At 49.9% G+C, this 19,481-nt stretch carries 18 protein-coding genes; 6 read left to right on the top strand and 12 right to left on the bottom strand.

Annotated features, from left to right (window positions below):
* Positions 1–75 precede the first annotated feature (75 nt).
* Complete coding sequence (locus H6570_01575; protein MCB9317945.1) at positions 76–771, top strand: hypothetical protein; 696 nt, start codon at positions 76–78, stop codon at positions 769–771.
* Positions 772–888: 117 nt separating this feature from the next.
* Positions 889–2,697: a M61 family metallopeptidase gene (locus H6570_01570; protein MCB9317944.1), complete on the top strand. Its 1,809-nt coding sequence runs from the start codon at positions 889–891 to the stop codon at positions 2,695–2,697.
* 28 nt (positions 2,698–2,725) lie between these two features.
* On the opposite strand, the gene H6570_01565 is transcribed toward H6570_01570, so the two are convergent.
* From H6570_01565 to H6570_01530, 8 genes are all read right to left on the bottom strand, one after another.
* Positions 2,726–3,442 (bottom strand): hypothetical protein, encoded by a 717-nt coding sequence (locus H6570_01565; protein MCB9317943.1) that lies wholly within the window; start codon positions 3,440–3,442, stop codon positions 2,726–2,728.
* Positions 3,443–3,446: 4 nt separating this feature from the next.
* Positions 3,447–4,139 carry a hypothetical protein gene (locus H6570_01560; protein MCB9317942.1) on the bottom strand — a complete coding sequence of 231 codons (693 nt, stop codon included), beginning with the start codon at positions 4,137–4,139 and terminating at the stop codon, positions 3,447–3,449.
* Complete coding sequence (locus H6570_01555; protein MCB9317941.1) at positions 4,136–4,984, bottom strand: ABC transporter ATP-binding protein; 849 nt, start codon at positions 4,982–4,984, stop codon at positions 4,136–4,138. The genes H6570_01560 and H6570_01555 overlap by 4 nt, the downstream gene beginning before the upstream one ends.
* Before the next feature lie 2 nt (positions 4,985–4,986).
* A complete protein-coding gene (locus tag H6570_01550) occupies positions 4,987–5,646 on the bottom strand; it encodes a TetR/AcrR family transcriptional regulator (protein MCB9317940.1) in 660 nt (219 codons plus the stop codon).
* A gap of 105 nt (positions 5,647–5,751) precedes the next feature.
* Positions 5,752–6,648: a TIM barrel protein gene (locus H6570_01545; GenBank protein ID MCB9317939.1), complete on the bottom strand. Its 897-nt coding sequence runs from the start codon at positions 6,646–6,648 to the stop codon at positions 5,752–5,754.
* Positions 6,649–6,654: 6 nt separating this feature from the next.
* The gene (locus H6570_01540) at positions 6,655–7,455 is read right to left on the bottom strand and encodes an SDR family oxidoreductase (protein ID MCB9317938.1); all 801 of its coding nucleotides are present in this window, start codon (positions 7,453–7,455) and stop codon (positions 6,655–6,657) included.
* A gap of 647 nt (positions 7,456–8,102) precedes the next feature.
* Positions 8,103–9,128: a zinc-binding dehydrogenase gene (locus H6570_01535; protein MCB9317937.1), complete on the bottom strand. Its 1,026-nt coding sequence runs from the start codon at positions 9,126–9,128 to the stop codon at positions 8,103–8,105.
* Positions 9,129–9,324: 196 nt separating this feature from the next.
* Positions 9,325–10,014: an orotidine 5'-phosphate decarboxylase gene (locus H6570_01530; GenBank protein ID MCB9317936.1), complete on the bottom strand. Its 690-nt coding sequence runs from the start codon at positions 10,012–10,014 to the stop codon at positions 9,325–9,327.
* Between the two features lie 169 nt (positions 10,015–10,183).
* Between H6570_01530 and H6570_01525 the strand changes: the two genes are divergently transcribed.
* The 4 genes from H6570_01525 to H6570_01510 all read left to right on the top strand — a co-directional run bounded on the left by H6570_01525 (position 10,184) and on the right by H6570_01510 (position 14,237).
* Positions 10,184–10,975 (top strand): SDR family oxidoreductase, encoded by a 792-nt coding sequence (locus tag H6570_01525; GenBank protein MCB9317935.1) that lies wholly within the window; start codon positions 10,184–10,186, stop codon positions 10,973–10,975.
* Positions 10,976–11,060: 85 nt separating this feature from the next.
* Positions 11,061–12,518, top strand: coding sequence for a sodium:solute symporter (locus tag H6570_01520; GenBank protein MCB9317934.1), 1,458 nt, complete (start codon positions 11,061–11,063; stop codon positions 12,516–12,518).
* The gene (locus H6570_01515; GenBank protein MCB9317933.1) at positions 12,515–12,976 is read left to right on the top strand and encodes a GNAT family N-acetyltransferase; all 462 of its coding nucleotides are present in this window, start codon (positions 12,515–12,517) and stop codon (positions 12,974–12,976) included. The genes H6570_01520 and H6570_01515 overlap by 4 nt, the downstream gene beginning before the upstream one ends.
* Before the next feature lie 22 nt (positions 12,977–12,998).
* Positions 12,999–14,237: a beta-lactamase family protein gene (locus H6570_01510; GenBank protein MCB9317932.1), complete on the top strand. Its 1,239-nt coding sequence runs from the start codon at positions 12,999–13,001 to the stop codon at positions 14,235–14,237.
* 237 nt (positions 14,238–14,474) lie between these two features.
* Here H6570_01510 and H6570_01505 read toward each other — a convergent pair whose 3' ends face one another.
* The 4 genes from H6570_01505 to odhB form a co-directional block, all read right to left on the bottom strand.
* Positions 14,475–15,674, bottom strand: a complete 1,200-nt coding sequence (locus H6570_01505; GenBank protein MCB9317931.1) for a DUF1624 domain-containing protein — start codon at positions 15,672–15,674, stop codon at positions 14,475–14,477.
* A 4-nt stretch (positions 15,675–15,678) separates the two neighbouring features.
* The gene (locus tag H6570_01500) at positions 15,679–17,205 is read right to left on the bottom strand and encodes a M20/M25/M40 family metallo-hydrolase (GenBank protein MCB9317930.1); all 1,527 of its coding nucleotides are present in this window, start codon (positions 17,203–17,205) and stop codon (positions 15,679–15,681) included.
* A 288-nt stretch (positions 17,206–17,493) separates the two neighbouring features.
* Positions 17,494–17,997 carry a hypothetical protein gene (locus tag H6570_01495; protein ID MCB9317929.1) on the bottom strand — a complete coding sequence of 168 codons (504 nt, stop codon included), beginning with the start codon at positions 17,995–17,997 and terminating at the stop codon, positions 17,494–17,496.
* A 148-nt stretch (positions 17,998–18,145) separates the two neighbouring features.
* The gene (odhB, locus tag H6570_01490) at positions 18,146–19,381 is read right to left on the bottom strand and encodes a 2-oxoglutarate dehydrogenase complex dihydrolipoyllysine-residue succinyltransferase (protein ID MCB9317928.1); all 1,236 of its coding nucleotides are present in this window, start codon (positions 19,379–19,381) and stop codon (positions 18,146–18,148) included.
* Between the last annotated feature and the right edge of the window lie 100 nt (positions 19,382–19,481).

The following is a 19,481-nucleotide window of genomic DNA, read 5'->3' as shown; positions in this document are numbered from 1 at the left end:
GCTCTGCCTTTTTGGATTGAGCTGACGAGGACAAAATAGCCAAACAGAACGTTCTTATACTAAATCCTATTCACCTTGTGCCAGCGTATCATTCTGATCCTTTGCATTTTCTCAGCACTGCATTGCCATCTTTTTGATAACACCCTACCCGTATTCCCATCCGATTTTAATCAAATGGACCTGGATCAATTGCAGACCGGTCAAACCTTTCATTACTTGTTCCTCATCGGAAGTGGTTATCCGGATCCGAATGATCAGCAGTTCTACTACACCGGGGACACTCTGGAGTTAAAAGTTCTGGAATTCAATAATATAGGTTATTACATATCGGAATCAATAACTCCCGGTTCACCTGTCTGGAATATGGATAGTACCCGGTATTATGGAATTCAAAAAGATTCCGTTTATGTTAATTTATGGATCGTGCGCAACGATTCTCTATTCATCCAATCCATCCATCCTGAACAATATACACACAGTCATCTCCTGTTCAGGTCTGATTTTGCATTAATACATTTTACGGAGGCCGAAGTAAAAATGAAAGGCTGGAAAACGACCTATCCTTACAACGAAGCCGATGCCAAACTTTTCGCAACCGACTATAAGCTGCTTGGTCATACCTACCCCAGACTGAATGTATACATTAATAATAGTCCGATGGCGGGAGACGGCCCAGGGAACACGACTATTTTTAGCAGACCCTTTGGGATCATCCGCACCTCCAGATATTCATTTTGGACGGGAATGGGTATTGGGTGGGATAAGTTATAAAAAGCCTTCCATGAAACTAGATCGACAGCTTGTTAAGCTTATATCGGGTTTGCCACCCGTAATAATCCTTACTTTTATGATCTTGAAAAGCTATCCTGGATAAAGAATTTGCTGTTTATGAAACAATTGATCTATAGTCTGATGCTCTTTGGGGCACTGCAACTATCCGCTCAAACACCTGTGGAATACGTCATTTCTTTCCCGAACGCAGTTCATCACGAGGCGGAAGTGCAGGTCACCTATCGTGATGTGCCCGCCGGCCCTTTGGAAATACGCATGAGCCGGTCTTCACCAGGGCGCTATGCTGTTCACGAATTTGCAAAAAATTGTTACGCTACCAGGGCCGTCGACGGAGACGGCCATCCTTTGGAAGTAACCCATCCAAACCCTTATCAATGGAATGTCCTCGGTCATCATGGTACGGTGGTGTTCTCTTACACGTTGTTTGGAGACCGGGGGGATGGCACTTATGCCCAGATTGACGAGACGCATGCGCACCTTAATATGCCGGCAACCTTTGCTTTCGCCCGGGGTATGGATGACCGGCCGATCCGGGTCACCTTTAATCTCCGTGAAGACCTGCGCTGGAAAGTAGCTACGCAGCTGAAGCCTGAGTCGGCTACGACTTACATCGCACCAAACCTGCAGTACTTTATGGACAGTCCTACGGAGATCAGTGACTTCCAGATCCGCACATTCACCGAAACATCCAACGGCAAGAGCTATCAATTCCGGCTGGTATTGCATGCCCCCAACGAGGCGGAGGTCATTGATGAATTCAAAGCTGCTGCCACGAAAATCGTGGCCCGGGAAAAAGCCGTCTATCAGGAACTGCCTGGCTACGACTATGGAACCTACACTTTCATCTGTTGTTATATGCCTCAAGCCAGCGGTGACGGTATGGAGCACCGGAATTCCACCTTCATCAGCGGGAATATCGTCCTGGACAGCAGTGGCCTTGAACGTGCTTACGGTACCGTAGCCCATGAATTTTTTCATTGCTGGAATGTGGAGCGTATCCGACCGAAATCACTGGAACCCTTTGATTTTGAACAGGCCAATATGTCCGGTGAGTTGTGGTTTGCCGAAGGCTTCACCAGCTACTACACCGACCTTACTCTTTGCCGGGCCGGTCTTATTACAAAAAACGATTATATATCCGGTATCAGCGGAGGGTTGAATGCCGTCATCAACAGTCCGGCGCGACGATTGCGGACTCCGGTTGAAATGAGTCAATTTGCACCCTTTGCCGATGCGGCCAGCTCCATCGATCCGGTCAATTTCGGCAATACGTTCATCTCCTATTATACGTATGGTAAGGTACTGGGTCTGGCGCTGGATCTTTCGTTGCGAAATCAGGACCGGGATCTGTCCCTCGACGGATTTATGGCCCGCATGTGGGGTCGATTCGGAAAACCGGAAATTCCCTATACCGTTGCCGGCATCGAATCAACCCTGGCCGAATACGCCGGCGAGGCATTTGCCAGTAACTTTTTTAATCAATACATCTATCACAGTGAATTGCCGGATTATCAGGCTTTGCTGAATACGGTCGGCATCAGTCTGACATTGGCCCATCCTGGTCAGGGATACTGGGGAGCTACCCTGGAACAGGTCGACCATCAGGTGCTGATCTCTCGCTATGCTTCTTTTGGTACACCGGCATATCAGGCAGGGCTGGATGCCGGAGACCAGATCCTGACCATCGATGGGCAGCAGATATCCTCGGTTCAGGAAGCCGAAACCATCATTCGCAATCATCAGCCGGGAGATGTCATCCAGGTTCAAATCGAACGGTTTGGAACTGCTTCCACTAAGACAGTAAAGCTGATGGAAAATCCTCAATTGCAGACCGGAATGATTATGGACGCTCTCACGACCGAAGCCGATCGTGTTCGACAAAACAGTTGGCTGGATGGGAAATAAAATATATTCAACTCTGCTGTGGAAGAATTCACAATCCCCTCCACACCTTTTTCCGAAACCAATAGCCCAGCATGACCATGGCGATGGCATATGCCAGCAATCCTGCCGCAAACCAAAGCATAAAATAAGCCCCCTTGATCGCTGCATCATAGGCATGGAATGACCAGTACACCGGCACCAGCGCCAACACCCGGGTCATCCAACCCGGAAAGAAAAAGGTCAGGATAGGCGCCAGGATCACCAGGTCAAGGATCTTGAAATATGCCACTCCTTCTATCTTGTTGCGGGCAAAGGTTGACACCACCAGACTGATCAATGGAGCCAGTAATCCAAATTGTATTGCCAGAAGCAGTGACTGCCACTCACCGACCCGCACCAGCCCACCCCAGCGGATGATCAGCCAGGCGCCACCAGTGGCGAGAATGGTAGCCCCTGTTAACCGGTACAACAGGAAGGTCGCTGCGCGCAAAGGCAGGATACGCAGGGCCTGAATAACCTGTTCGTCTTTTTCCTCCAGAAGGATGAATGCGCTGATAAATCCCATCAGGATCGAGGTCTGCATGGCGCCAAACATGGAGATGTATGGATAATAATCGACAATGGGCGGAAAGGCTTGTTCCAGCGCCGGTACTGCCCACCGCACAAATGCATACAAGATCAACGGAGCAAATAGAAACACCAATAACATCTGGTCTCTGGCAATATGCCGGAATTCCTGCCGGGCAAAATGGTAGAAACGTTGCATGAGCTTAGCGTTTGATGTTCTTGCGAAATGCCTGGATTGCCAGCTTATATGCGGCCAGGTTCCAGGCGAAAAATAATCCATAGGCCAGGAGTAGCTGACCTGTTACCATGCCAGAAAAGGCTGCTGTAAATAAAACCAGAGCCGGCCAGGTGGGCACCCAAACAAAATAATTCATCTGCATCACGCCAAAGTATCCCAGAAATGGCAGCGATAACAGGATCAACAATCCGACCGATCGCAGGATGTATTGATTGAAAGTTTCAACCCCGGATACCAGAATAAATCCTACCAAACCGAAAAAAATGGTTGTCCCGGCCGCTGCGACCCCAAAATGCAGCCAATCAAAATGAATGCCGTGCACGATCAAAACCAATCCGTAACAACAGATTATCGAAATGAGCGTCAAAACAATAATTTTTGACCATAGGTAGTGGGCCTCTCTTACCGGAGTCACCACCAGGGCCTGGAGGGTACCTTCATTTTTCTCGAACAGGACCATCACCCCGATGAATAAAAACCCCAGTAAGGCAGGGTCATTAAATATGACAAGGACGAGCAACTGATCGACGACCATGAATTGCTTTAACCACCAAAACAAGCCCAGGTAAATAGCGGTGACCAGCACCGATACCGTCAGCACCTGATTGCGATTAAGCAACGTGAAATCCCAGCGCAGCAAATGCAGGAATGTTCTCATACCAGTGATTTTCCGGTTACTTCCATAAAGACGGCATCCAGGCTGGCTTCCCTGGAATGGATGGTTACAATTTCCATTTGCTGCAGATCCTGCAGGAATTCCTCATTGGCACCCAGCCCATTCAGTCCGTAGGATTTCACCAGGTCACCTTCTCTGAAATGTACTTCCACCGTCTTATTACTGTAAGCCAGTTGCAAGGCCTGGGGGGTGTCCAGTGCCCGTATGCGGCCATCAACCAGAAATGCAACCCGGTCACACAGCTCCTGTGCATCGTGCATCTGGTGGGTGGTAATGAATATGGTCTTTCCCTCCTGCTGGAGTTGCCGGATCAGGTTTTTGATCAGATGGGCATTCGCCGGGTCCATCCCGGAGGTAGGTTCATCCAGGAATAATATCTCCGGGTCATGCTGCAGGGCACGGACAAAATTAAGCCGCATCTTCATGCCTTTGGAAAAAGCGCCTACCTTCTGATTGGCAGCATTTTCCATGCCTACCATGGCCAGCAATTCCATGGCTGTGCGGTAGTGCTTTTGATAAAAAGCGCCAAAAAAATCGAGATTCTCCAGGGCAGTTAGTTTGAGGTAATGATTGGGAAGTTCAAAACTCACCCCGATCCGGTGGTATAAGTCGATGTCCCAATCCCGCACTTCTTTCCCATCGATCAGGGCGGATCCGGTATATCCGGTCAAAAGTTTGAAAAGGATCTTCTGGGTGGTGGTCTTTCCAGCCCCACTTGGCCCCAGAAACCCGAAAATCTCGCCGGCAGCAATGGAAAAATCCAAACCCCGAATGGCGACCTCTGTCTGGCCGGGATAAGAAAAAGAAAGGTCGGAAACCTGGATCATAACTATTGGGGTTTTAGAGCTGCTTTCAATAACTGGATCAGATCGTTCACTGCTGCCTGGAGAGCAGCATTTTCGAGGCCGAACAACGGTTTTCCTTCAGCGAGGTTGCGATCAAAGTCGACCCCGTAAAAGTCATGCATCAGAGATGCCACACTCAATCCCATGGTAAACATAAAATGCGCCAGGATCGGCACCTGCAAATCGCTGCGGATGGTCCCCTTGGCCTGTTCCAGTGCGATCCACTGGGACAACATCGCAGTGCCCTTATCTTTCCAGGAATTCAGGTATGGCTGGACTTGCGGGCTGGATTCCTTGAAGCCCACGCGATAGAGAAATTGGCTGCAGCGGGGATTCTCCAGATCAAAATGCAGACCATTGGTGTATACCGCCTGATAATACGACCAGAAATCGGGATAATCATCCCGCCTAACCGACTCGATGTATGACCGTTTCACCTGTTCGCAATGGTTCTTGAGATGCAGCCAGAGATCGAGTTTGTCTTCAAAATACTGATAGACGCTTCCTTTTGCGATGGCCAGCTCTTTGACAATGCGGGTGATGCTGGCGGTCTGAAAATCATTGGTGGCAAACTCTTCCAGAGCGACATCGAGAAATCGTGCCTGCTTCTGCTGATCAAGGTTGATAAACGTTTCTTTTGGCATAAAGTGACTACCTGGTCACAAAGATACTTTAATTTGTGACTGGTTGGTCACATTTTTTAAAAAATTATGCACGGTGAATTTTAAATGGTGAATGGCGAGGAGCCCTCATTGCCAATTTTCCGGCCAGTAATTCTTCATCTTTCTCCGGACAAAAGCTACGCTGCGCTCCAGCTGGTCCATGCCATCCACACCGTCTTCGATGCTGATCCAGCCATCAAAGTCAACCCGCTTTAATTCTCGGAAAATCGCGTTATAATCATTCAAACCTTTGCCAATCTCGCCATGACTTAATCTTTTCGCATAACCGGCAGCACCTCCTTCCTCATTCCGCAAATCCTCCAGCGTTCCGTATTTCAGATACCGGTCACTGGCATGCATCGTCACCACCCGGTTAGAAACGCGGTACAACAATTCAAGGGGATCCTCACCTGCTAAATAGGTATTGCTTGGGTCGTAATTCACCCCAAAATTAGGATGCTGAATGCTGTCCACCAACCGGCAAAACACATCCATTTTCTGGGCAAATTCCGGATACTCCCAGAAGTCATCCTTGTAATGATTCTCCAGGATCAGGGTGATTCCGTTCGCTGCCGCATAGGGCAGGCATGCCTCGATGCATTCCACAGCCAGCCCGACGCCTTGATCAATGTTCAGTTCAGGCCGCCGCTGTCCGGAGAGCACCCTGCAGTAAGAACCGCCGAGTGCATGGGTCATATCGATCCATCGTTTTTGTTTCCCGATCTCATTTTTACGAAATTCCCGGTCCGGGTGGGTAAAGTCGGGAGAACAACACATCATTGGGACTACTTTCCCATGATCCTCTACCTGCCGGCGAAAACGGGGCCAGTTTTTTTCATCCTGCATTTCCAGAAATCCGGCGTACCACTCCAGGCCATCGATATCCAGCTGTACCGCCATTTCAATCCACTCGGATACGGTCAGCGTACCGTCTTTACATAGGGCTTGCATAAATGCTTTGGGGAAAACTGCTAAACGGGGCATAAAAACTTATTTATTGGCGGGAATGGTCGTATCATCTTTAGGCGGATTCCTTCCGATGAACGGATGCTGTTCCAGGTCCACAACCTGCCCGCTGATGGGGCCACTTTCGTCGGAAAGCCAATAAACGGCAGCAGCCGCTATTTCTTCGGGAAAAAGGATGCGGCCAGCGGGAGCGAAGACTGGCGGCAGGTCTTTGTACCAGTCGTCATCCAAACCATGCGCTCTTTTGCGCTGAATTTCCTTCTCGGTAAGCACCCAGCCCGGGTTGATCTGATTGACGCGCACATGACTTTCCCGGTGGAGGGTATCGCCTAAATTTCGGGTCAGGGTCATCAATGCGCCTTTGGATACACTATAGGCTAACAGGTTAGGTTCTCCACTGTAGGCATTCACGGAACCGATGTTCAGAACACATCCTTTCGACCGGCTCAAGTAAGGCAAAGCTGCCTGTATCAAGGCAAAAGGAGCTAACGTATTGACTTCCAGCACCTGCCGGAATAGAGCAAGGTCCGTGGTCTGCAGGTTGGACGAAACCACGGCAGCGGCATTATTCACCACCGCATCCAGCTGACCAAAATGGGAAATAGCCTGAGCGACCAGCCGGTCAGCGCATCCTGCTACCGATAAATCTTCGATGTATAAAACGGCATGTTCCGCACCTATCTCCTGCACGGTTGCCTCACCCAGTTCTTGCTCCAATCCGTGAACGATTACTTTTGCACCTTCGGCTACACACCGTTTCGCGATGGCCTTGCCAATCCCGGTCGTACTTCCGGTGATGAGGATGACTTTATCTTTTAATCGCATGGGATTGTTCTTACTATTAATTAATCTTTCATTCCAATTTAAAAGTACGAAAAGAAGCATTTAGGATATTTGGTATGAGCGATCGATCAGAATCCGGGTAACTTGATCTATTTGCATCTACGTAATAACTCAATGTCATTTCGAGCGGAGGACGAGGTACGAGGACGTAGTCGAGAAATCTAAACCAGATCCATCCATACTTTCTTTAGATCTCTCCACTCCCTCCGGTCGGTCGAGATGACAAAAAGTAGGGAAGTCGGTCGAGATGACAAAAAGTAGAGAAGTAAGTCGAGGTGATAGAAAGCAGAGAAGTCGATCGGATTGATAAAATGTTGAAATGTCGATTGACCTGCCCTGCCGGTAATATAGTGGTGACAGAGAAATAAAGTTCCAGCTACTTTTCTTCAATTTGTATCCACCAAATAACCCAATTACATTTCCCGTGTCACAACATAAATTGAAATTGAAAATCACACAAATTCATTTTGTGGAAGTATAAATGATTTTATTTACTCTACACGGAATGTTATCCGATCAATTTCAGAAGCCATCAATCACGAAAAACAAATGTAAAGATGGAGTCGGACAAATAAGTTTGACCTTATCCGAAAAGAAAATCCAAAATTATAATTAATTGAAACTTAGCCTCATACCGGCTTCAGCACGCTTTTCACCACTTCACCCTTATGCATCATTTCAAATGCTTCCTGCCATTCGGTTACCGGCCACACCCCGCCAATAATCGGTTTTACATCCAACTGCCCTCCGGCTAACAAAGCCAATACCCTTTCCCAAACAGGCCAGTTGTGACTGAAACTGCCCTGCAGGGTGACATTTTTCTGCACAATAGGATCCAATGAAAATTGCAAGGGTTGTGGGCCCCATCCTACCTTGGTGATCTGCCCATTGGGGCGCACCCATTGCATGGCTGATTGCAACGTTGCGCTGGCTCCCGCTGCATCCACCACCACATCGGCTCCCAGGCCATCACGCTCCATAGCCCATTTTTTTGCATCTCTGATGATCGGTTCGCATCCATATTTCCGGGCAATGTCCAACCGGTTGCGATCTGTTTCCAGTCCTACGATGGCCACTTCTGCGCCACACAACCTGGCTACCGCAGCACACAGGATACCGATGGTGCCCGGGCCAATCACGATTACCCGGTCTCCCGGCTTCAGCCTGGTGTTTCCAACCATCGCATTGTAGGCAACACTGCAGGGCTCGGTCAGGCAGGCCTGTTCAAACGCCAATCCCTCCGGAACACGGTGCAAACAGCGGGCAGGCACCGAAACATAGCGGGTCATCGCTCCATGGACTCCGTAACCGAAGCCTTTCCGCGTCGGGTCCAGGTTATACAGTCCCTGCCGCGACATCGGGTTATTCGGATCGATCACGGCTGCCGTTTCACTCACCACCCGGTCTCCTTCTTTCCATCCGGACACCCGCTTGCCCAGAGCAACGATATGGCCACCAAATTCATGGCCGAGGACGACCGGATAATTCACCGGCCAGCTGTGATCTGCCGTCCATTGATGTAAGTCACTGCCACAGACTCCCACATTGGCCACCTCAAGCAACACATCCTCTTCTCCGAAATCCGGTGTCGGGAGTTCACGGATTTCCACCGACCCGGGTTCAGGGGCATAATTGACTACCGCTGCTGATTTCATACTACAAATTCTTCATGTGTATATAATTGATATCCAACTAATTTAATATCGGATTATTAGACCAGTCCACCTCTGCCAACTGTTCTTCTGCTGCTACTTCTGCTACTTCTTTTACCTCTTCTACCTCTGCTACCTCTTTTACTTCTGCTACCTCTTCTACTTCTTTTACCTTTTTTACCTCTTCTACCTCTGTTTCTCAAACCTCATATCCATGTACCTTCTCACAGATCAGCCTTAATGATACTTCCAGGTTCCCGTCAGCCGTCCTAAATGCATCGGCATCAATGGTGAGGGGAGCACCCAGCACGACCAGTGGAGCTCCGTATTCCGGACAGCGGATAGCCTGTTCCAACGACAGTCCACCTACCGCCTGGACCGGGATCCGCACCGCCTGAACAACCTCACGAAGCTGATCCAGCGGGCTGGGCATCCGCAATCCCCGGGCGGCAATGCCCCGGCGCTCATCGTAGCCGATATGATGCACCACATAATCGCAACCCAGTTCTTCCAGCCATCGCGCAGCAGCGACCATATCGGGACAACCCAAATTGTCTCCCATCACCTTGACTCCATAACCCCGGCCGGCTTGCACCACGCATTTGATGGTTTCTTCATGGGCCCGGGCCATGACCACGACATGGGTGGCCCCGGCTTTTGCCATCATTTCGGCCTCCAGATAGCCACCATCCATGGTCTTAAGATCCGCGACGATTGGGATTTCAGGAAACGCTTCACGCAGCTTGCGTACACCATGCAATCCTTCCGCCAGGATTAACGGGGTACCTGCCTCCAGCCAATCCACCCCGGCACGAAGGGCCATGGCAGCCGTTTCCAATGCCTCATCAATATTGGTAAGATCAAGGGATATTTGGACGATTGGCTTCATTGCTGACCGTTTATTTCCATCAAATTAATTTAGAATTTTTCATTGACTCATCCACCATGAAACATCGTCTAATATTCATGCCTGGAACCATAAACTTCCCACTAACCATCCTGGTTTTATCATTAGAGGTGGTTGAACTGCACCCTAGATTTAATCTAAACCAGATCCAATGAAATCACATCAGGAACTTTTATCACTTACTGGCCAGCGCACCCTGATCACAGGGGCAGCAAGCGGAATTGGCAAGGCCATCGCATTGCGATTTGCCGAAGCAGGCAGTGACCTGATTTTGGTTGACATCCATGCCGGCAATCTCGGCAAACTGAAAAAGCAACTGGCGGAATTCAACACCGAAGTCCAAACCTTCACGACCGACCTGGAACAGAAGGCATCCATTGATCTGCTGTGGGACCAGTTGGGAGATACGCCTGTCCATAATCTGGTTAACAATGCCGGTATTTATCCTTTCCTTCCTTTTATGGAATTGACCGAGGCCGAATTACAACGCATCATGGATCTCAATCTGAATTCAGTGCTCTGGATGTGTCAGCATTTCATCCGCCACAACTGGAAGGTGGGTGGCCACATCGTCAACATAGGCTCCATCGAGGCCATCATGCCCTTTAAAAAGGACCTGGTCCAATATTCCCTGTCCAAGGTCGGCGTAATCACGCTAACCCGCGATCTGGCGCGGGAATATGCCGTCCGGGGGTTTCATATCAATGCTATCCTGCCTGGTGGCATCATGACCAAACGGATCAAACGTACGGCTGTCAATACCTTACTCCGGTTTGAATTTGGCGTCATACAGGATGGATTAAATTTCAAACAAAGACTGCCGGCCGGACGACTGGGCCAGCCCGACGAGGTGGCAAAAGTGGTGCTGATGCTGTGTTCGGATGTAGCCAGCTATATGCATGGAGCACTGATCCCGGTTGACGGTGGATTTTTATCGGCCTGACCGGAATTTACAAGAGCCACACCGTCTCCGGATAAAATACCTTTCCTAATTTACACCCTTACTGTTATCACAGACAGGATTACGTATGCAACCAGGTCTGATCTTCCTGATCATCATCGGCTATTTTTCCGTACTGATGCTTATCTCCCGCTGGACCTCGCGGCAAAGCGGTGATCAAACCTATTTTGACGGCGATAAAAAGTCACCCTGGTACCTGGTGGCATTTGGCATGATCGGCTCCGGCATCTCCGCCGTGTCGCTGGTATCCATTCCTGGCAATGTGGGCAACGATCACCTGTATTATTTTCAGTTTATCCTGGGGTCCATCCTGGGCTACCTCTTCATCGCACTGGTGCTGGTACCTACCTTTTACCATCACCGGGTCGTCTCACTCTATTCCTACCTTGGAGATCGCTTTGGCACCGTAACCTACAAGACCGGGTCATTGTTTTTTATCGTGTCGCAATCGTTTGGCGCCGCACTGCGCTTATTGCTATCCGTGAAGATCCTCCAGGATGCATTCCTCGATCCATTGGGTGTGCCTTATCCGGTAAGCATTGTCCTGATCCTATTTCTCATCTGGCTGTATACCCATCGATCCGGGGTAAAAACCATCGTATGGACCGACACGCTACAGTCCCTATCGTTACTTCTGGTGCTAATCCTCTCCATCAGGGTGATCATCCAGTCGCTGGGCTATTCATTAAGCCCGCTGAGTGATGTAATCGCCGCATCGCCCTTATTTGAATGGTTCGACTTTTCACCCAGGGCCGGCTCCAATTTCTTCAAACAATTCGTCTCAGGGTTCCTGATCACTGTAGCCCTGGTGGGCCTCGATCAGAGCATGATGCAAAAGACACTGACCATCCGGGATCAGCATTCGGCCCGGAAAAATGTTCTGGCGTTCAGCTTTTTCATCGCCTTTGCCCAGACCTTGTTTCTGTTGCTGGGTATCCTGCTCTACCTGTTTGCAGAACAAAAAGGGATTACGCTTACCAGCCAGGATGGAAAATTTCTGGATACTGACAAATTGTATCCCTTCCTGACCATGAATTATTTCGGAAAGATCGGTGTGGTCGCCTTTTTCATTGGCGTGATCTCTTCGACCTTCGCCAGCATCGATTCGTGTATAGCCGCGCTGACCACCTCCATTTCGTACGATTTCTTTGGATACGAGCAGCGCAGCCATGTGGAAAAAATGCGCATCAAACGTGGGGTTTTGCTGGCAGTCAATGCCGTCATGTTCCTGATCATCATGGCCTTTTGGAACAACCAGGGCGCGATCATCAATACCATCTTCAGCATTGCCGGATACACCTACGGACCGCTACTGGGCTTATTCCTGGCCGGTCTGTTCACCCGCATGGAATTGCTACAGCGCTGGGTTCCCGTGGTTTGTATCGCTGCAGCGGTGATCACCTATGCACTGAATATGGCCTCGTCACATTTTTTCCGTTTTGATTTTGGGTTTATGAACATTGCTGTCAATGCGTTGCTTACATTGCTGTTTCTACGATTGATCCGAAAAATAAATACTGCATGAGCGATCCGATTGAACTGACTACCCGTTCGGAAGACTTCGACACCGCCGCCCGGTTGATGGTCACATCCCCTCCGTGGGAAACCATGGATTATACCCTGGAGAACTGCCGGGCAGGATTTAGCGGGCCTGGCAAGGAAGTATATGTTATCCGCTCCGAGGGGGACATCATTGCATTTGCCATCGTGCAGACCATCGGCACATTCCGCCTGTATATTCAGACTCTGTTTGTCCGCGACGAATACCGCAGCCTGGGATTGGGATCGCTATTACTGCAACACATCGAAAATACCGCACCCGGTCGTGCGGTGAACTTGTTCATCTGTGTGTCCACCTTCAATGATCGCGCACAAAAACTTTACGAAGAATTTGGCTTCGAAAAAGTGGGTGATCTGACGGATTTTGTCAAGGAGGGATTTACAGAGGTGCTCATGCGCAAAAGGCTGGGGACACTGCTATAATGGCTAATTCATAGTTCATCATATGTATCGAAATTACCTTTTACCATTTGTTATTCTGACCACCTTATTTGGTTGTGCGCAACCTTCGTCCAGGATAGAAATCAGTTCCCTCTCCACTTCCATCGACTCCATCATGGCCCATTACATCGACGCCCGGCTCATCCCCGGAGGTGTCGTGCTGGTAAAGCACAAAGGACAAGTGATTCATGAAAAAGGGTACGGGTTCATCCAGGTGAAAAATTTTGCCAATCAATGGATTGAAAATCCCCCAAAAACGACGACCACCACCCTCTACGACCTGGCCTCGCTGACCAAAGTGGTAGGGACGACCTCTGCAATCATGCTGCTTCACGACCAGGGCAAACTCTCCGTGGATGACCCGGTATACAAATACCTCCCCGCCTTTGATACCCCGGAAAAACGGTCCATTACGCTGCGTCACTTGCTCACCCATACCTCCGGCCTCACCGAATGGTATCCCATGTTTTACCGCAGTGACAACCGGGAGGACACCTACCGGCTCATTGAGTCCCTACCCTTAAAATTTCCGGTCGGCGCCGGCCGGCATTATTCCGATCTGGGTTTCTGGCTGCTGGGTGAGCTCGTAGAAAAAATATCCGGAGAACCGCTTGAAGATTTTGTCCGGAAGCACATCTTCATGCCGCTCCACATGGATCATACCGGCTACCTTCCCGACACCTCCCAGGCCATCGCCGCCACGTCTCTGGGCAATCCATATGAATACCGCATGGTTCGCGACAGCTCCCTGGGTTTCATCGTCCCGGGACTCGATCCGGATTCCTGGGATGGCTGGCGTCAGTACGTCCTGACAGGTCAGGTCAATGACGGCAATGCCTGGTATGCCGGACGCGGCGTCTGTGGTGCAGCGGGCATCTTCTCCCGCGTGGAAGACATTCAACTCCTCCTGGATATGCTGATGCACGATGGCACGGCAGACGGCAAGCCATTTTTAACACCACAAACCATCCAGACCTTTTTCACCCCGGACCGCTTTCACAATGGACTGGGCTGGATGATGGACCCTACCAATTCGTTCATGAAAGGCGCTCCCGCCGGGAGTTTTGGCCATACCGGCTTCACCGGAACCAGCATCTGCGTCGTCCCGGAACAGGACCTCGACATCATCATCCTCATCAACCGGCAAAATGTAGGACTCCAGCCGAATGGCTCGTATTTTAATCCGAATCCGATCCGCGAAGGTATCTTTAAAGCGGTGATGCAGGAATATGGAAAATTGTGATATTTCACAGATGAACGCTGAGAAGACACAGAGGAGCGCAGAGTTATTATTTTTCTAGATGTTGAATGCTGAATAGTCCGTGAAATTGTGGCCCAAATCCTTGTGATCCTCCGGGTTCCCCCGGTGTACCTCTTTGTAACAAGCTTCATCATACCCGGTCAAATCACACTTCACGTATTTGTGGGCCAAATCCTCCGCGAATCTCCGTAAACCCTCTGTGCTGCTCTGTGTAACTGTCTAAATCTTCAATCGGATCTTCCACCGGTTTAAGAATCCGGCGATGGCCACGATCAATAGGGCAAACAGCAAGGATTTGAGCAGTCCGATAATGCCTGTACGCAATGCTTCGGGCAGATGTATGCCGATCATTCGCATCACAGCATAATAAATGTAGGGAATCAGGTATACCGTCAGGGTACTGCGTCCCGCCGGTTTTATCCAGCGGTACCAGCCATCCCATTTCCGGATGTCAACCAGGTAATAAATCAACGCATAAGCCGACAAAGTGATGGCCGTACAATACCCGATCCAGGCCGGCGTTGCCCGAATTTTGGATAGCTCAAAAGCCGGTCTGGTCAGCCAGCCGTAAAGTAGCATGAGGCTACTCATCACTAGAAGGACTCCAATGAATTGACCATATGCTTCCTGTGCCAGTCGTTTGTACACACTCGAAGCGACTACACCTCCCAATACCAGAGCCACTCCCGTGCCGCGATCCGGCATCCAGACACCCAGATGTATGGGCTCCAGAAAGTCCAGGTAACCTGCAAAATTCGCAAGGTGAAAGAGAAGGAAAAAGATCCAGGCGCCAACTATCGGGATCATGCTTCCCCGGAAAGCCCAGTAAACAAGTGCAGCATACAAATAAGCCCATCCGATTAAGCCTAATATACCCCACCAGTGGGTCCGCAACCCGATGATCTGGTCTGCATTTCCACCGCGAAAGATAATGCCTAAACCGATCAATAGAGCAAGTCCAATGCCCTGGGCTACACGAGTCCTTTGCCAGGGCCACCCGGTACCCTGATAATCATTCCACACCAGAAAGAAAGCAATGGTTAGCAGGATCTGCCATACAGGTACCGGTATGATCATCGCGTCACCATAGATGTTTTCCAGGTTGACGTGGAAAAAACCCATCACAATCAAAGCCAGGCTTCGGAGCAGGATATGAGCCACCACTTCCCAGGATGATTGTGATTCCATCCGCTTATCCAGGGCAAAAGGAATACTAAGTCCCACGATAACTAAAAACGCCGGGAATATTACGTCGGAGAAGCCCATGGCATCAGCTGCTGCCGGCATGTGTTCCAGCCACTCCGGTACACCAATAAGAGTCCAGAAGTCATTAACCCAGATCATCAGGACCATGGTCACCGCGCGTAGCACATCAATGGATCGAATTCGCAGGGTGTTGGTTTTGGGGAGGTCAGTCATTGCTTTATGGTTTAATTGTTTCGGTCAAAATACCCACACAGGAAGCGATGCCCTCCAGGAAATTGCCCAGTCGCAGGTTCTCATTGGGACTGTGAATGTTGTTATCCGGGTTCGGAATGCGGACGGAAACGGCAGGCAATCCCAGGGCGGTGATGAAGGGCGAAATAGGCTGTGAGCCACCGGTAGTGCGCATCAGTAACGGAGCATCGCCCAATGCCCGCGTCAGTGCTTTGCTGAGCCAGTCGCCGATCGGCGTGTCAAAATCCGTACGGTAAGCAGCATAACCAACTTCGTAATCAAATGCCGCCAGCTTGGGATAAGTGTTGCGCTCCTCTTCCGTAGGTTTTCCGTCGACCAGATGATACCCCTGATCAATGATAAATTGGCGTATGGATTGCATCAGCCGCTCCCCATCCGTCTCGGGAACCAGCCGCACATCCATTTCGGCCAGGGCTACATCGGGGATGATGGTTCGGACCGCATCACCGGTCCACGCCGCCCGCAGTCCGCGGACATTCAAGGTGGGGTATTGTAAGGCCTCCTGATAATTGTCTCCTACTTTCTCAGGTTCCGCAAATCCAAACTGATGGCTGAGTTCAAGGGCATTTTCAGGCACCTCGCGTAAAAGTTTTTTCTCCTCTGCCGTAAGATGGATCCCGTCATAGTAACCGGGGATCAGCACCCGTCCATCTTCATCTTTCATGGCAGCCAACAGCCGTGCCAGTCCAAATACCGGGTTCGGAGCAAAATTGCCGTACTGCCCGCTGTGTAACGGCACCCTAGGTCCAAAAACCGTTAAGGTTGCAGTGGCAATACCGCGCGCTCCAAAAGTGAGCGTAGGCATATTCGATACATGGCGGGCGCCATCCATCACCACCAGCATATCTGCGGCAAAGAGATCGCGGTGATCGGCAACGGCAACCGGCAATTTAGGGGAACTCAGCTCCTCCTGAAAATCCATGATGACTTTTACATTAAAAGCAGGCTTCACACCATATTTATGCAGGATGTCAAATGCCGTGAGCAGACAAATGGCAGGGCCTTTGGAGTCCGAAGCCGAACGTGCATACAGCTTCCAGTCGGGATTCCAGGCTGCATGTATAACCGCATTGTCCAGAATCACTCCGCTGCTATCTTTCAACGCTGCCTGATAGGGATCGGGCTGATGCCAGGCCGATGGATCCACCGGCTGGCCGTCAATCTGAGTATAAAACAAGACAGTGGGCAAATGAGGATCGATCACCTGACTTGCGAGCACGAAAGGAACCCCGGACTCATAAATGGTCTGAACCTGGAAGCCACGCGATCGATACGTCTTTTCACACCATTGCACATTAGCCACTATACCAAGCGAATCGTGGCTGTCATTGGGTATGCTGAGAAAATGAATCAGTGAATCGAAAGCTATGGGAAATGCATCCCGGCTGTACCCGAGAATGGATGATGCATTCCACTTCTGAGCCTCGCTGTGCGTTAGCATCAGGTTCAAAAGGGCGCAAAACAGATAACGTACCACGGCAACTTTTGCCAAACAAGCTACGAATTACGTGCAAAAATGCTGGTATTAATCTGATCCGTCTACAGTACAATTTCCCACCATTAGTGCAGGCATTCAGGCCGTTGCTCTTTTACACTTCCGGTATCCAGCTAAAATTATTATATTTAATGAACTTCGTTAACCAACCCCAAACTTCCACATAAAGCTGGCGCCATGTATTTGCATTCCTGAAAACGGTAGCATGGTGATGCAGTTTCACCCCCCTGCACATGAGAATGCCCTATTCTTTTTGAGGAAGGATAGACCAGCAACCAATCGCGTTTATTTAAAAATCCGCTTCCACAACAGACGCCCGGCTATCAGCAATACCACCAACAAGATCAGGAATCCGGTAAAGGGCAGATAGGATACCACCCAAATACGGGTACGGTCGAGGATCCACAGTAAGACCAGGATCACCAGGATCATCAGGATCAAGCCACCCAGGCGGTCAAATCCCGGGATGGCATCCAGCGAAACAAAGCGTTTGATGATCCAAAAAGTCAGCAGCATGGATAACACCGGCAGGAGCTGCAGGTAGATGTTGGCATCCCAGATGGACTGACGCTCGAACAGGAACAAATACAGATTTAATGTCAGGGCAAACAAGCCTGGAACAAAAGCCAGGTAGATCGTTGCCGAGAAAAGATATTTCCAGGGGGAAAGGTGGGCTTCGCCACGCGAGAAAATCCCGGACAAAAGGGCGGTCAACGGAACCGCAATAAAATAGAATAACGGTACCTCCGGATTATGTGAACAGATCTGAAAAAAATCGTGTAATGTCATGTTACATGCAGCATTTTGATGGACCAGCTTCTAAGAATGCCTGGACTTGTTAATTTGAATAAATGTAAAAAATCCGGGAATTCCTTGTCCTGAAAATAACACGGCAAGACGCTTTAGAGGACCGGACAATCAGGAAAAAAACCAATGGTTAGATCTTCATCAGCAATTTGACCGGATCTTCCAGCAGGTCCTTTACTTTCACCAGGAAGGTTACAGACGAACTGCCATCGATGACGCGGTGGTCGTAGGATAATGCAACATACATCATGGGCCGGACCACGATCTGTCCATCCACTACCATGGGCCTCTCCTTGATCGCATGCATACCCAGTATCGCCGACTGCGGCTCATTGATGATGGGTGTGGACATCAGTGATCCGAAGATACCTCCATTGGTGATGGTGAAGGTCCCACCTTTCATTTCCTCCAGGCTCAGATTGCCTTCACGGGCTTTATCAGCCAGTTCCTTGATTCGGAATTCGATCTCATGCAATTGTAGCGATTCCACATTGTGGACGGGTGGCACGACAAGTCCGTTTGGCGTGGATATCGCTATGGAGATATCCGCATAATCGTGGTAGATGAGATCATCGCCATCGATCATGGCATTCACCTCCGGCATATCCAGCAACACCTGGGCACAAGCTTTGGCAAATAAGGACATGAAGCCCAGTTTGATTCCATATCTGGCAACGAAGTCATCCTGGTATTTCTTCCGGAGTGCCAGGATTCCGGTCATGTCAATCTCATTGAATGTGGTAAGCATGGCCGTCTCGTTCTTTGCTGCAACCAATCGGCGGGCAATGGTACGGCGCATGCGTGACATTTTTTTCCGTTCCGCATTCCTGGTGAAAGCAGCAGACGCGGGTGCTGGTACCGGTGCCGGAGTTGACGCAGCCGGCGCAGCGGCAGCCGGTTCCGGTTTGGCCTTGACGGCATCCTCTTTGGTGATCCTGCCATCTTTCCCGGTGCCGGTTACGGTCGAAGGTTCAACACCTTTTTCACGCAACACTTTAGCAGCTGCGGGTGATGGATGACCTGCCGCATAGTTGTCCTGAGCCACTGGTGCGGGAGCAGGCTCATTTACAGATATTTTCTCTTCAGTGGGTGCCTTTGTTTCAGGACTGGGGCTTGATTCAGCGCTTACGCTGGTATCGATGCGGGCGACCAAAGCTCCTATTTCGAGATCATCACCTTCCTGTGCGACCCATTCCAGCTTCCCGGATGCTTCGGCAGGCAATTCCAGTGTCGCTTTGTCCGATTCAAATTCACAGATAGGCTCATCCATTTTCACGACAGAACCATTGGCTTTCAGCCAATTGGCCAGGGTAACTTCTGTAATGGATTCGCCAATAGCCGGTACTTTAATGTCGATAATGCTCATAGCTTTTGTTTGGTTGGGCAAAATTAGAAAAAGGAACGGTTCCCTACTGCTTTTGCGTTGGTCTAAATGACTGGTTTGGTTACCTTACAATAACAAGCTG

Source organism: Lewinellaceae bacterium (assembly GCA_020636135.1).
In the GTDB taxonomy this organism is placed as follows: Bacteria; Bacteroidota; Bacteroidia; order Chitinophagales; family Saprospiraceae; genus JAGQXC01.
This window is presented reverse-complemented; position numbering and strand designations above follow the sequence as displayed.